The organism is Pseudonocardia sp. EC080619-01, assembly GCF_001420995.1.
GTDB lineage: Bacteria > Actinomycetota > Actinomycetes > Mycobacteriales > Pseudonocardiaceae > Pseudonocardia.
Genome location: NZ_CP012184.1, coordinates 955,461 through 968,995 on the forward strand (window position 1 = coordinate 955,461; position 13,535 = coordinate 968,995).

Annotated in this window: 9 protein-coding genes; 6 read left to right on the forward strand and 3 right to left on the reverse strand. The window is 73.8% G+C overall.

Features of this window, described 5'->3' with window-relative positions; all coding sequences use genetic code 11:
* Positions 1–24: 24 nt before the first annotated feature.
* The 3 genes from AD017_RS04385 to AD017_RS33210 all read left to right on the forward strand — a co-directional run bounded on the left by AD017_RS04385 (position 25) and on the right by AD017_RS33210 (position 4,323).
* Positions 25–642 (forward strand): TetR/AcrR family transcriptional regulator, encoded by a 618-nt coding sequence (locus AD017_RS04385; RefSeq protein ID WP_010234467.1) that lies wholly within the window; start codon positions 25–27, stop codon positions 640–642.
* A 130-nt stretch (positions 643–772) separates the two neighbouring features.
* Positions 773–2,158 carry an MFS transporter gene (locus AD017_RS04390; protein ID WP_060573039.1) on the forward strand — a complete coding sequence of 462 codons (1,386 nt, stop codon included), beginning with the start codon at positions 773–775 and terminating at the stop codon, positions 2,156–2,158.
* A gap of 74 nt (positions 2,159–2,232) precedes the next feature.
* Positions 2,233–4,323 (forward strand): BTAD domain-containing putative transcriptional regulator, encoded by a 2,091-nt coding sequence (locus AD017_RS33210; protein WP_082399052.1) that lies wholly within the window; start codon positions 2,233–2,235, stop codon positions 4,321–4,323.
* A 30-nt stretch (positions 4,324–4,353) separates the two neighbouring features.
* Here the strand turns inward: AD017_RS33210 and AD017_RS04400 are convergent, their stop codons facing one another.
* Together AD017_RS04400 and AD017_RS04405 are read right to left on the reverse strand one after the other, a co-directional pair.
* Positions 4,354–5,739 carry an MFS transporter gene (locus AD017_RS04400; RefSeq protein ID WP_082399053.1) on the reverse strand — a complete coding sequence of 462 codons (1,386 nt, stop codon included), beginning with the start codon at positions 5,737–5,739 and terminating at the stop codon, positions 4,354–4,356.
* Between the two features lie 134 nt (positions 5,740–5,873).
* Positions 5,874–8,132 (reverse strand): DPP IV N-terminal domain-containing protein, encoded by a 2,259-nt coding sequence (locus tag AD017_RS04405; protein ID WP_060573040.1) that lies wholly within the window; start codon positions 8,130–8,132, stop codon positions 5,874–5,876.
* A 175-nt stretch (positions 8,133–8,307) separates the two neighbouring features.
* Here AD017_RS04405 and AD017_RS04410 point away from each other — a divergent pair, with 175 nt between their 5' ends.
* The gene (locus AD017_RS04410) at positions 8,308–9,054 is read left to right on the forward strand and encodes a MerR family transcriptional regulator (protein ID WP_033199067.1); all 747 of its coding nucleotides are present in this window, start codon (positions 8,308–8,310) and stop codon (positions 9,052–9,054) included.
* Here AD017_RS04410 and AD017_RS04415 read toward each other — a convergent pair.
* Positions 9,017–10,558 (reverse strand): glycosyltransferase family 39 protein, encoded by a 1,542-nt coding sequence (locus AD017_RS04415; protein ID WP_060573042.1) that lies wholly within the window; start codon positions 10,556–10,558, stop codon positions 9,017–9,019. The genes AD017_RS04410 and AD017_RS04415 overlap by 38 nt on opposite strands.
* Positions 10,559–10,782: 224 nt before the next feature.
* On the opposite strand from AD017_RS04415, the gene AD017_RS04420 reads away from it, so the two are divergent.
* Complete coding sequence (locus AD017_RS04420) at positions 10,783–12,006, forward strand: IS110 family transposase (RefSeq protein ID WP_060572134.1); 1,224 nt, start codon at positions 10,783–10,785, stop codon at positions 12,004–12,006.
* A gap of 203 nt (positions 12,007–12,209) precedes the next feature.
* Positions 12,210–13,505 carry a cytochrome P450 gene (locus tag AD017_RS04425; protein ID WP_010226984.1) on the forward strand — a complete coding sequence of 432 codons (1,296 nt, stop codon included), beginning with the start codon at positions 12,210–12,212 and terminating at the stop codon, positions 13,503–13,505.
* Positions 13,506–13,535: the final 30 nt, after the last annotated feature.

The following is a 13,535-nucleotide window of genomic DNA, read 5'->3' on the forward strand; positions in this document are numbered from 1 at the left end:
GCCCGGTGGTCTACGCTGGGCGACATGAACGCCCGTTCCGCGGCCCTGGTCGCCGACACCGGCCGCCGGAACGAGGCGGCGATCCTCAACGCGGCCCTGCAGGCCTTCGGCCTCAAGGGCTTCAACGGCGCCTCGATGCGCGACGTCTCCAAGGGCGCGGAGACCAGCCTGTCGAACCTCTACAACTACTTCCCGTCGAAGTCCAAGCTGCTCGCCGCGGTCCTGCGGCACGCCAACGACGAGCTGCAGCGACGGGTCGCCGAGGCCGTCGCCCACGCCGGTGACGACGCCCCGTCCCGCCTGCGCGAGGCCGTGCGCGCCTACGTCGGGTTCGTTGTCGACCACCAGGTCGCGATGCTCGTCTCGACCAACGAGGTCCGCTACCTCGATCCCGGCGACCGCGCCGAGCTCGTCGTCGACCGGGACGCGACCCAGGCGATCGTCGGCCGGATCGTCGCCCAGGGCTCCGGCGACGGGAGCTTCCGCACGCCCTACGCCGACGACGCCACCCGCGCGATCCTCAGCACCGTCGGCGCGATCGCGGCCTGGTACCGGCCGGACGGGCCGCTGAGCCGCGGCCAGCTGGCCGAACAGTACGCCCGCTACGCCGTCGCCCTGCTGGAGGGCCCGCTCCCGCACTGAGGGCCCGAACCCGCCCCTTGCCCCCGACGGGTCGGCTCGGTAGCTTTCGCGAACGATCGTTCGTACCCGCCGAGCCGCCCGCGCGCCCGGCCCTGTTCGGCCGCACCGACGCGGCCCGGAGGGGAACCGCATGAAGCAGAAGCACGTACCGCCGGCGAGGATGGGCAGGCTCGCGACGGCCGCGGTGTTCGCGACCGCGCTCGAGTGGTTCGACTTCCTCATCTACGCCACGGCCGCCGCCCTGGTGTTCGGCCCGCTGTTCTTCCCGTCGGTGAGCCCGGTCGCCGGGACGCTGGCGTCCTTCGCGACCTTCGCCGTCGGGTTCGTCGCCCGGCCGCTGGGCGGCATCATCGCCGGCCACGTCGGCGACCGGTTCGGGCGCAAGCCCCCGCTGGTCGCGTCGATGCTCCTGATGGGGGCGGCGACGTTCGCGATCGGCGTGCTGCCCGGCTACGCGACGATCGGCATCTGGGCCCCGGTCCTGCTGGTCGTCGCCCGGCTGGTCCAGGGGCTCGGCGTCGGCGCCCAGTGGGGTGGCGCGGCGCTGCTCCTGACCGAGCACGCGCCGGTGGAGCGGCGCGGGTTCTACGGCAGCCTGGTCCAGACCGGCGCGATCGCCGGCGCGGTCGCCGGGAACCTGTTCTTCCTGGTGCTGTCCTCGACGCTCACCGACGAGCAGTTCGCGGCCTGGGGCTGGCGGATCCCGTTCCTGTCCGGGCTCGCCCTGGTAGCGATCGGCGCCTACGTGCAGATGAAGATCGAGGACACCCCGGTGTTCCGGCGGATGCAGCAGCAGTCCGCGGAGTCCCGGCGCGACGCCGGGCTGCGCAAGGCGCCCCTGGTGGAGGCCGTCCGGCGGCACGGTGTGCAGATCCTGCAGGCCGCCGGTGCGTTCTTCGTCGTGAACGCGACCTTCTACATCCTGATCAGCGGGGTGCTCAGCTACGCGACGAGCAACGTCGGGATGTCCCGGACCTCGATCCTCTGGTGCGTCATGATCGCCGGACTCACCCAGGTCGTCAGCATGCCGTTCTTCGGCGGGCTCACCGACCGGATGGGATCGCGCCGGAAGCTCTACCTGATCGGCACCGTCCTGATGGGACTGTTCGCCTTCCCGCTGTTCTGGCTGATCGACACCGGCTCGGTCCCGCTGGTCTTCGTCGGCCTGCTGGTCGCGTTCACGATCCACGCGACGATGTACGGCCCGCAGGCCACCCTGTACGCCGAGATGTTCCCGGCCGACGTGCGCTACTCCGGCGCCTCGCTCGGCTACCAGTTCGCCTCGGTCTTCGCCGGGGGGCTCGCGCCCTTCATCATGACCGCCCTGCTCGCCGCGTCCGGGGGATCGTGGTCGGTGTCGGCCTACATCGTGGCCTGCGCCGTGGTCACCTTCGTGTCGGTCGTGACGATCAAGGAGCGGTTCCGCAGGGACCTCTACGAGACCTCGGACTCCGAGGCGGCGGCCACCTCCCGGGCGGCGTCGGCGGACCGGCCATCGGACGGGACCACTGTGTGACCACGCTCACACCGCCCTAGCGGGCGGCACCCGCTCCGCGAGCCCCTCCCGCGAACACGGCGGAGGTGGCCGGGATGACAGCGATCGACACCGGCGCCCCACGGTCCGCGCCGCGGTTCCACGACCTCGGCTCGCTACTGGTCGGGCACGACGGCCGGACCCGGCCGGTCGGCGGCGGCCGGCTGGAGGCGGCACTCGCCCTGCTGCTCGTCCACGCCGGCCGCCGGGTCTCCCCCGCGGCGCTGTGCGAGGCGATGTGGGGCGCCGGCGGCGTCCACCGCTCCGCCTCCACCCTGGACTCGCACGTCCACCGGCTGCGGAAGGTGCTCGAACCGGCGCGGCGGCCCGGGCAGCCGTCGGCCGCGCTGCGGCGCGACGCGGGTGGCTACCGGCTCGTCGCGAGCATCGACCAGGTCGACTCGCTGCGTTTCGAGCGGCTCGTCGCCGACGCGACGGGGCTGCTCGCGGCGGGGGCCGCGACGCGGGCCCTGCGCCGGACCGAGGAGGCGCTGGCGGGATGGCGCGGCCGGCCGTACGGCGGCGCCGCCGACGAGCCGTGGGCGGCGCCCGCCGTCGCGCGGCTGGAGGAGCTGCACGCCCAGGCCCGGGAGACCCTCATCGGGGCGCTGCTCGCGACCGGGGCCCGGGAGCGGGCGCTCGTCGAGGTCGAGACGGCGCTCGCGGAGCACCCGCTGCGCGAGCGACTGTGGGCGCACCGGATGGTCGCACTGCGCGACGGCGGCCGCCGCGCCGACGCGCTGGACACCTACGCCCGGGCCCGCGGGGTGCTCGTCGCCGAGCTCGGGCTGGAACCGGGCCCCGAGCTGCGCGCCCTGCACGCCACGCTGCTGACCGGCACGGACACACCCGGCGGGGCCGGCGTTGGACCGGCGTTGGACCGGGCCGGTGCAGGCTCGGCGGGCGACGACGCCGGCCCCGGCCGTCCGATGACCGATCGGAGCTCCGCCGTGCACCACTTCTTCAAGGACCAGGAGATGGACTTCGCGGTGCGGGGGCTGCTCGGCGGTGCGTTCCACCGCAGCACCGACATCGGCGAGGTCCTCAGCACGGTCGCCCGGATCCCGGACGGCGACGCGGGCGCCTGGACCGCGCAGTGGACGGCGACGGCGGACCGGCTGACCGAGCTGGCCCGCGACGCCGAGGCCGGCGACCACCTCCGGTCGGCGGCGGCACGCCGGCTGCGGGCGTCGAGCTACTACTCCGAGGCGGCCGACACGGCACCCGATCCCGCCTTCGCCCGCCTGTGGGAACGCCACCGCGACGCGTGGGACGCCTTCGTCGACCACACCGCCGCGCTCGGCGACATCGTCGCCGAGCGGATCACGATCCCGTACGAGGACACCACGCTGCCCGGGTACTTCTTCTCCCGCGGCGCGGGACGGCCCGCCCGGACCCTGGTCTACAACAACGGCAGCGACGGGTCGGTCGCCGGGAGCTGGGCCCGCGCCGTGGCGCCGGCGCTGGAGCGTGGCTGGAACGTCGCGACGTTCGACGGCCCCGGTCAGAACGCCGCGCTCGTCCGGCAGCACCTGCCGTTCCGGCCGGACTGGGAGCACGTGCTCACCCCGGTCGTCGACCATCTCCTCGGGCGCCCCGACGTGGACGGCGACCGGCTCGCGGTGACGGGCATCAGCCAGGGCGGCTACTGGGTGCCGCGGGCCGTCGCGTTCGAGCACCGGTTCGCCGCGGTCGTCGCCGATCCGGGGGTCGTCGACGTCTCGGCGGCGATGCTGAGCCAGCTGCCGGGCTTCCTGCGGAAGCTCCTCGACCGTGGCGACCGCGAACGGTTCGACCGGGACATGGACCTGGCGATGCGGTTCTCCCCCGACACCCGGCGGACCTTGCACTGGCGGATGCGGCCCTACGGCGTCGACTCGCCGTTCGACTTCTTCACCGCGGCGCGCGCCTACGTGCTCGGCCCGGACGAGCTGTCCGCGATCCGCGGCCCGATCCTGATCACCGACCCGGAGGACGAGTCGTTCTGGCCCGGCCAGCCCGCCCGGCTGGCCGCGGCCCTCACCTGCCCGGTCACCGTCGTGCACTTCACCGCGGAGGAGGGCGCCGACGGGCACTGCGAGCCGGTCGGCCAGGGGCTGCGCGGCGAGCGGATCCTCGACTGGCTGGACGAGCAGGTCCCGGCCTGACCGGAGCCGGCTCCCACGCCCGGGCCCGGGTCACTCCCGGGAGACCCGCCGCCCCGGTGCGACGTCGACGGTGCTCGGCCCCGCGCCGACCACCCCGACCGGTGCCGGGGGCTCCGGCGCGACGTGCGGCACCGCCGGGCCGTCGAGGTTCCGGAACGCCGGTGCGAGCAGCGCCGCGACCGCCGTCCCGCCGGCGAGGACGGCGAGCACCGCCCCCGCCGCCGGGAGACCGGCGCCGGTGGCGACCGCCGCGAGCGGGGCGCTGGTCAGTGCGGGTGCGGCGAGCATGACGGTGTTCTGCGCGCCCAGCACCCGGCCGCGCAGGGCGTCCGGGGTGGCCTCGACGGTCAGCACCCCGAGCACGGCCGACGCCGGGGCGTTGGTGAGCCCGACCAGTGCCGCGCCACCGAGCACCAGCCACGGCGAGGCCATGCTGCCGACGGCGGCGAACCCGGCCAGGGTCCCGGTCATCCCGATCACGAACCAGGTCCGCCTGCGGACCCGCCCGGCGGACGCGGCGTACAGCGCGGCCCCGGCGATGCTGCCCGCGGCGATCGCGCTGAGCGTGAGCCCGGTCAGCTCGGGGAGCTGCTCGGCGGTGAAGTAGGCGGGCATCAGCGTGCTCTGCAGGGTCGCCAGGACGGCGACGAAGACCGCACCGATCAGGGTGGCGCCGAGCAGGAGGCGGTTGCTGCCCAGGAACCGCCAGGACAGCGCGAGGTCGGCGACCGCGCGGCGCACCGCACCGGTCACGGTGGACCGCTCCCCCGCGGCGAGCTCCCGCGGTGCGACGGCACCGGTCCGCGGATCGAGGACCAGCGTCGCGCCCGCGGCCAGCAGGCTGGTCGCGGCCGTCGTCAGCAGCAGCGCCGGCGACAGCCCGAGCACCCCGACGAGCAGCCCGCCCAGCCCGGGCCCGGCCAGCAGCAGGACGTTGCCGACGGTCTCCCGGGTCGCGATCAGCCGGTCCAGCCGGCCGGGCTGCGTGCCACCGAGCCGCGCGAGGACCGGCAGGATCGTCTCCTGCGCCGTCATCCCGGGCACCCGGATCACCGCCCCGACGACCCCGAGGGCGAGGAACCAGGCCATGTCCAGGCCCCACAGCAGGTCGACGACCGGCAGGGCGGCCAGCGACAGGGCCGCGAGCAGGTCGGAGACGACCGACACCACCCGCCGGTCGATGCGGTCGACGAGCAGCCCGGACACGATCCCGGTCGCCGCCGACGCCGCCGTAGACACGGTCGCCAGGATGCCGGCGGCGAGGACGTCGCCGGTGCGGTCGAGCACCAGCAGCGGGAGCACGACGCTCGCGACGCCCTTGCCGAGCAGGGACAGCCCGTACGAGGCGAACCAGACCGAAGGGCTGAGCCGCGGGGTCACCCCCGTCGGCCGTGCGGTCCTGTGCGGCCGTCCCATGTCGTCGCTCCTCCTCCGGTCGTGTCGGTACTGCGGTGCCTCCAGGAGAGGGCGTGCCGACGCGGCACACTCCAGCCCGGAGTCGTGCGATCCCGGCCACCCCGTCCGGCGTGGACGGAGCGGCCGGCCGGTCGCTACGCGCCGGGTACGGGCAGCGGCAGCGGCGCGAGGCGGTACCCGGGCGGCTCCGTGCCGTGCAGGTGGCGGACGAGGTAGTCCCAGGTCCGCCGCAGGACGTGGTGCATCCGGAACAGCAACGCGTGCTCGGCGCCGGGGACGATCAGCATGTCGACGTCCTTGTCCGCGGTGATCAGCGCGTCGACCAGGCGGAGCGTCTGCGCCGGGAGCACGTTGTCGTCGAGCTCGCCGTGCACGAGCAGCAGCTTGCCCTGCAGGTTCGCGGCGAGCGGGACGTTCGAGATCGCCGTCCGGGCCTCGTCGTCGATGTCGCCGTGGTACTGCTCGGGCCACATCGGGATGTAGACGCCGTTGTCGTGGTTGCCCGCCACCGCGACGCCGACCGAGTAGAACTCCGGGTACGCGAGCAGGGCCCGCGCCGTGGCGAACCCGCCCCCGGAGTGCCCGGTGATCCCGACGCGGCCGGTGTCGAGCCAGGGGTGGCGGTGCCCGAGCTCGCGGATCGCGGCGACGTGGTCCTCCAGCGCCCCGGCCCCGCCGAGGTTGCCGTAGGAGTGGTCGTGGAAGGCCTTGTCGCGGCCCGCGGTGCCCCGCCCGTCGACGGCGACGACCGCGAACCCGAGCGCGGCCAGCGCCTCCGGTTCACCGTGGTGGGGCACGTCGAACGACGGCCCGGCCCGGTGGACCTGCGGTCCCGGGTAGATGTGGTCGACGACCGGGTAGCGGCGGGTGGGGTCGAACCCGTGCGGACGCCACAGCAGCCCGTACACCGGGGTGCGGCCGTCGGCGGCGGTGGCCCGGAACCGCTCCGGGGCGGTCCAGCCGAGCGCCTCGAGCTCCGCGGTGCCGGGTGCCTCGAGCTCGACGAGCACCTGCCCCTCCCGGTCGAGGACCCGCGAGCGCGGCGGGAGGGCGGGGCTGGAGGCGCGGTCGACGATGTGGCCGCCCTCGGGCGGGCTGACCGCGTCGTGGTCGAGGTCGTCGTCGGTCAGCCGGGTGAAGCCGGTGCCGTCGAGCCCGATCCGGCAGATCTGCCGGACGTACGGGTCGCCGTCGACGAGGCCGGTGGCCACGAACCACACCTGCCGGTGCTCCTGGTCGACCCACAGCACCCGGCGCACGACCCACGGCCCGCTCGTCACCCGGGCGGCCTGGGTGCCGTCGGCGTCGTAGAGGTAGAGGTGACCCCAGCCGTCGCGCTGGGACCACCAGAGGATCTCGCCGGAGTCCAGCACGTGGACCATCGGTGTCTCGCCCAGTTGCGGCGTCGGGTCGATCCGGGTCTCCCCCGTCTCGCCGACCAGGGTGGTGAGCGCACCGGTGTCGGGGTCGAGGCGGCGCAGTTCCAGGGTGCGGGCGTCGCGCGACTGGTGGAGCACGTGCACCACGTCGCCCTTCTCGCCGGACCACCAGCGGTGGATCGTCGCCACCGGGTGCACGATCTGCTCGGGCTCGCCCTGCTGGTGCACGACGCTGCGCGCGGCGACGTCGAGGACCGCCCAGGACATCAGCGGCTGCGCCTCGTCGCCGGGCATCGGGTAGCGCGAGCGGTGCTCCACCGGCCGGCCGCCGCCGGGCGGGGACGACTCGACGAGGACCTGCTCGGGCAGCCCACGCTGGTCGAGCCGGTGCGTGATCAGGCGGGCCGAGTCCGGCGACCAGGTCACCACCGCTCCCGCCTCGATGCCGAGCCCGCGCAGCAGCGCCCGCGAGCCCGGCGCGTCGGGCATGGCGCCGTAGTCGTGGTCCGGCTCGGCGTCGTCGGTGAGGGCGATCTCCTCGCCGCTCTCGCGCGAGCGGACGACGATGTCGCCGTCGCGGCGGAACGCGACCCACGCCTTGTCCGGCGAGACGACCTCGTGCGGCGCCGGCGGCTCGTCGCCCTCGACGCGCGTGCAGGTGCCGGCGGTGTCCGACCACTCCCACCTCGACCCGAACGCGGTGAACCGCACGGGGTCGCCGAGGACGTCGCCGCCGGTGTCGAGTTCCACCGAGGTGATCGGCAGGGTGCCGGCCTCGACCGCCGTCCCGGACGCGACCGACAGCGCGGCGGCGAGCCGCACGTGGTCGAACGCCTCGCGCCGGATCCCCGCGGCCGGGTCGACCACGACGTGACGCCGCCCGACCTGGTACGAGAACTGCGCGCCTCCCGGCAGCCACTGGGGCTGCACCGTGCTCCCGGGGACGCGCCGAGCCCGGTACGGGGCGAGCATCTGCTCGGCACGGGCGTAGTCGGCGTCGACGAGCTGGGTCATCGTTCGGGTCCTCTCTCGTGGCGTCGGAACCGACGAGACACCCGGCCGTGACGGCACACTCAAGCTCGGGAACCAGTGAGGCACGTCACTGTCGCGCCCGACCGGGCGCCCGGACGTGACCATGCCGCCACGTCACGGTGTGAACTGGTACCCCACAGACGACGAGGGGACGGCCGTGGCCTGGAGTACCCGAGAGATCGCCGAGCTCGCCGGCACCAGCCTGCGCGCGGTACGGCACTACCACGAGGTCGGGCTCCTGGAGGAGCCCGAACGCCGGTCCAACGGCTACAAGCAGTACGGAGTCCGCCACCTCGTCCGCGTCCTGCGGATCAAACGCCTCACTGACCTCGGCTTCTCACTGGCCCAGATCTCCGCGATGGGCGACGAGGACGACCACCCCGAGGAGGCCCTGCGCACCCTCGACGCGGAGCTCGCCGCGACGATCGAGCGGCTCCAGCGCGCCCGCGTCGAGCTCGCGACGATCCTGCAGGAGTCCACGCCGACCGATCTCCCGCCCGAGTTCGCCGGCACCGCGAACCTCGAGATGTCCGAGACCGACCGGTCCATGACCGTCGTGATGTCCCGGGTGCTCGGCCCGGACCGGATGCGGGCCTACGCCGACATGCTCCGGAACCAGCCGCCGGACCCGGTGGACGGCGCCTTCGAGGAGCTCCCCGACGACGCCGACGAGGCGACCCGCCAGGACATCGCCGAGCGGATGCTGCCGTTCGTCCGCGCGATCTACGAGCAGCACCCGGGCCTCGGGGAGCCGGACACGGGCGCCCCGCACCACCCGCGCTTCGTCGAGAAGACGGTCGGGCGGGCGATGAAGGACCTCTACAACGACGCCCAGATCGACGTCCTCGTGCGCGTCCACACGCTGTTCAGCGCGGAGGCGGAGCAGCCGGGGCAGCCGGGCTGACGTGCAGGTCCCGGGTCGCTGACCAGATCTCGGACCACGGCGCCGTCCGGCCGTCCAACAGCCAGATCGTCGTCGACTCGGGCACCAGGCCGCCGTAGGTCCCGAGCGGGGTCGCCGCCGCGGCCGTCGCCACCGGGCGGGCACCGGTGAACCACGGCCGGAGCCGCTCCGGGTCCCCGACGAGCAGCATCCGGTCCTGGTGCTCGGGCGGTGACGCGAACCAGCCGTACGCCCGGTTGGTGCCGGCCGCGGGTGGCAGCCCGAGCTCCGGCGGGGCCGCGTCGAGGTAGGTCGCGTAGACGTAGGGGCTCGCACCGAGCGCGGTGCGCTCCCGTTCCCCGGGCGGCAGCTCGCGGTACGCCCGGGCGGTCTCCGCCACCATCGCGTCGGCGAAACGCGGGGACGCCAGCACCACCGACGACGCCAGCGCCCCCGCGGCCAGCACCACCCCGAGCGTGACGGCGGGCCAGGCGGCCCGCGTCCGGCCGGCCTCCCGCCGGTGCTGGAGCGTCACCGCGCCGATCGCGGCGAGCACCGGGTAGGCCGGGAGCAGGTAGTAGTGCCGCCCCGAGCTCACGACGACCGCGACGGCGAGCAGCACGAACGCCACCCCGACGAACCGGTGGTCACGCCACCGCGGGTCCCGCCACAACCCGGCCAGCCCGCACGCGGCCAGCCCGAGCGTCACCGGCCCGACGACGGCCAGGCCGTGCAGCGCGACGACGAGCGGTCCGCCGTAGATCAGCGTGTTCTCGTCCGAGACCGCTCCGGCCATGGCGAGCTGGGGCCAGCCGTTCGCCGCCTGCCACACCAGGGTCGGGGCCGCGACGAGCAGCGCGATCACCGCCCCCGCCCAGAAGGCGGGCGTGCGCAGCAGCGCCCGCGGCCCGGCCGGCACGACCGCGACGACGACGACGGCGACCCCGAGCGCCATCACCTGGAACCGGGTCATCGCGGCGATCCCGGCGACGGGCCCGAGGGCCAGGAGCAGCCGCGGGTCGCGGGTCCTGACCCAGCGCAGCAGCAGCCAGAAGATCACCGTCCACAGCGCGGGCTCCAGCGTGTACGGGGTCAGCCAGTGTCCGAACTGGGCGGCGGCCACCCCGGTCCCGGGGCCGAGCGCCGCCAGCGTCTGGGCGCGGCGGTCCCCGCCGAGCTCCCGGGCGAGCAGCGCCGTCAGCAACACCGTGCCCGCGGTCGCCACGACCGCCGGCACGGCGAGCACGACCTGCGACCCCGGGGCGACGGTGTCGGCGAGACGGGCGAGCAGCGGGGTCAGCGGCGGCTGGTCGACGGAACCCCACGCGAGGTGGTGACGGCCGATGGCCAGCATGAGGTCCTCGTCGAACCACCGGCGGGGCACGGCGGCCAGCACCAGGTGGACGACGGCGACGGCACCGGCGATCGCGCCCACCGGTGCCGTCGCGAAGCGGGGCAGCTGCTCGGTCCACAGCGCTGCCACCAGCGGTGACGGGCGTCCGACGTCTCCGGGACCGGTGGTCATGCGGTGTCCCTAAGGTCGTAGGTGTTCGGGGTTGGTGCCCCGGATGCCCGGGACGACGGGGTGTGGCTGATGAGGTGTTGTCGCTTCGGTGGCTCGGAAGGAATGGCCGCCCCGTCGTGCTGGACAGGCCTGGCCACTGATTCGGATCTGTGCGGACCGTCGCTGATTAGGGACCTGATGGCGGGTTGTCCACGGGCGTGACCTGCAACGACAGGAGCCTGCGCGTGGCGCAACGGCCAGTGATCTGGATCGGGATCGACGTCGGGAAGAGGACGCACCATGCGTGCGCGATCGATACCGACGGCAAGGTGGTGTTCTCCCGCAAGGTCAGCAACGACCAGGCCGCGATCGAGGCGTTGCTGGCCCGCGCTGCGGAAGCGGCCCAGGACGTGCGGTGGGCCATCGACCTGACCTGCAGCTATGCGGCGCTGCTGCAGGTGGTCCTCACCGCGGCCGACCAGCAGGTGGTCTATGTCCCCGGTCGGGTCGTCGACCGGATGAGCGGCGTGTTCCGGGGCGAGGCCAAGACCGACGCCCGTGACGCGAAGGTCATCGCCGAGACCGCCCGCATGCGCGGCGCCGACCTCACCACGGTCACCGCCACTGATGAGACCACTGCCGAACTGGCCCGGCTCGTGGCCCATCGCGAGGACCTGATGGCCGACTGGGTGCGCGGGGTCAACCGGCTGCGTGACCTGCTCGGGTCGATCTTTCCCGGTCTCGAGGCGGCATTCGACTATTCCACCCGCAGCGCTCTGGTGCTGGTCACCGGGTTCCAGACACCCCAGGCCCTCCGGGACGCCGGCGAGGCAGGGGTGATCGAGTACCTGCGTGCCCATCGGGCGTGGGCACCGGGTATTGCTGCGATGGCCGCCACCGCGGTCGAGGTCGCCCACGCCCAGACCGTGGCACTGCCCAGCGAGACGCGGACCGCGATCCTTGTTGCCGGCCTGGCCCGACGACTGCTGGAACTCGACCGGGAGATCAAGGACACCGACAAGCTGATCACCACCGTGTTCCGCTCCCACCCGGACGCGGCGATCATCGAGTCGCTGCCCGGTCTCGGACCCATCCTGGGCGCGGAGTTCCTCACCGCCACCCACGGCGGTGTCGGCCCTGAACTGGGCGGATTCACCTCTCCAGGGCGGCTGGCCTCCTACGCCGGACTCGTCCCGGTGCCCCAGGACTCCGGCCGGATCAGCGGGAACCTGCGTCGCCCACGACGCTACAACCGCCGCCTGCGGCGAGTGTTCTACATGGCCGCACTGTCCAGCCTCAAGGTCAATGGCCCGTCCCGGGCCTTCTACCAGCGCAAACGCAGCGAAAGAATGCTTCATACCCAGGCTCTGCTCGCCTTGGCCAGACGCCTGGTCGACGTCCTGTGGGCCCTGCTGCGTGACCGGAGGATGTTCACCATCACCGCACCACAACCCGCTATCGCGGCTTGACACGGTCATTCGGATTCCTCCCACGGCGGGGCGGTGATGCGGTGTGTCCTCAGGAGACCGCGTGACGCTGCGGCACACTCAAGAGCAGGACGAGGTGACACCGGCCACACGGCTCGGCTCGCTGCACTACGCGCAACGCTGCATGACGTGCAACGAACTTGCTAGCGTCGAGGCGTCCCACCACGACGCCCCGAGGAGCACCGATGGCACCCGGCGACAGCACCGCCCCCACGGAGTCCGCGACCGCGATGCGCAGCCTCGTCCCCGAGGACCTGCTCGAGCGCAGCCCGCGCTGTCCGTTCGATCCCGCGCCCGGTCTCGCCGCCCGGCGCGGCGGGGGCGCGGTCCAGACCGTCGACCTGCGCAACGGCGCCCGGGCGTTCCTCGTCACCGGGTTCGAGGAGGCCCGCCAGGTCCTGGCCGACCCGCGGTTCAGCTCGGACCGGGTCCGCTACTCCGACGCGACCGCGCTCCAGCCGCACGAGGTCGCCGAGCTCGCCGCCGCGGCCGCACGCGGCGAACCCGTCCGCCCGGCCGACGTCGACCGCAACGACGGCATGTTCATCTTCATGGACCCGCCGGAGCACACCCGGATCCGGCGGCTGCTGCAGGGCCAGTTCACCGTGCGGCGCATGCGGGCACTCGAGACGCGGATGACCGAGATCGCGGCCACGCACATCGACGCGATGATCGCCGACGGTCCCGGCGCCGACCTGGTCCCGGCCTACGCGCTGCCGCTGCCGTCGCAGATGATCTGCGAGCTGCTCGGCGTCGACTACGCCGACCGCGCGACCTTCCAGGAGAACACCAGCGTCGGCCTGAACGCGAACTCCTCGGACGCCGAACGGGCCCGCGCCCTCGGCGAGCTCTACGCGTTCCTCACCGGGCTCATCACCCACAAGCGGGAGCACCCCGGCGACGACCTCCTGTCCGGGCTCGTCCACGACGCCGACCCGCCGCTGCCCGACAACCAGCTCGTCGACATCGCGCTCGTCCTGCTCGGCGCCGGCCACGAGACCACCGCCAACATGCTCGCGCTCGGCACCTACGCGCTGCTGCAGCACCCCGAGCAGCAGGAGTTCCTGCGCACGCACCCGGACCGGATCGACGACGCCGTCGAGGAGCTGCTGCGCTACCTGAGCATCATCCAGCTCGGCGTCACGCGGATCGCGACCGAGACCGTGACCGTCGGCGACACCGAGGTCCCCGCCGGGGCGACGGTGATCATCGGGATCCCGGAGGTGAACCGCGACGGGCGGCAGGTCGACGCCGCCGACGCGCTGGATGTCTCGCGGGGCCGCGTCGGGCACCTGGCCTTCGGGCACGGCGTCCACCAGTGCATCGGGTCCCAGCTCGCGCGGGTGGAGATGAAGGTCGGTTTCACCGAGCTGTTTGCCCGGTTGCCCGGCCTGCGCCTGGCCGTCACACCCGACGAGGTCCCGCTGCGCAACGAGATGCTGATCTTCGGGGTGCACTCGCTCCCCGTCACGTGGGGCTGACCGGCGGCACTATCCTGCGGCACGACCACG

Coding starts and splice junctions, on each gene's coding strand:
- AD017_RS04385 (WP_010234467.1), top strand. CDS start 25: ATGAACGCCCGTTCCGCGGCCCTGGTCGCCGACACCGGCCGCCGGAAC.
- AD017_RS04390 (WP_060573039.1), top strand. CDS start 773: ATGAAGCAGAAGCACGTACCGCCGGCGAGGATGGGCAGGCTCGCGACG.
- AD017_RS33210 (WP_082399052.1), top strand. CDS start 2,233: ATGACAGCGATCGACACCGGCGCCCCACGGTCCGCGCCGCGGTTCCAC.
- AD017_RS04400 (WP_082399053.1), bottom strand. CDS start 5,739: ATGGGACGGCCGCACAGGACCGCACGGCCGACGGGGGTGACCCCGCGG.
- AD017_RS04405 (WP_060573040.1), bottom strand. CDS start 8,132: ATGACCCAGCTCGTCGACGCCGACTACGCCCGTGCCGAGCAGATGCTC.
- AD017_RS04415 (WP_060573042.1), bottom strand. CDS start 10,558: ATGACCACCGGTCCCGGAGACGTCGGACGCCCGTCACCGCTGGTGGCA.
- AD017_RS04425 (WP_010226984.1), top strand. CDS start 12,210: ATGGCACCCGGCGACAGCACCGCCCCCACGGAGTCCGCGACCGCGATG.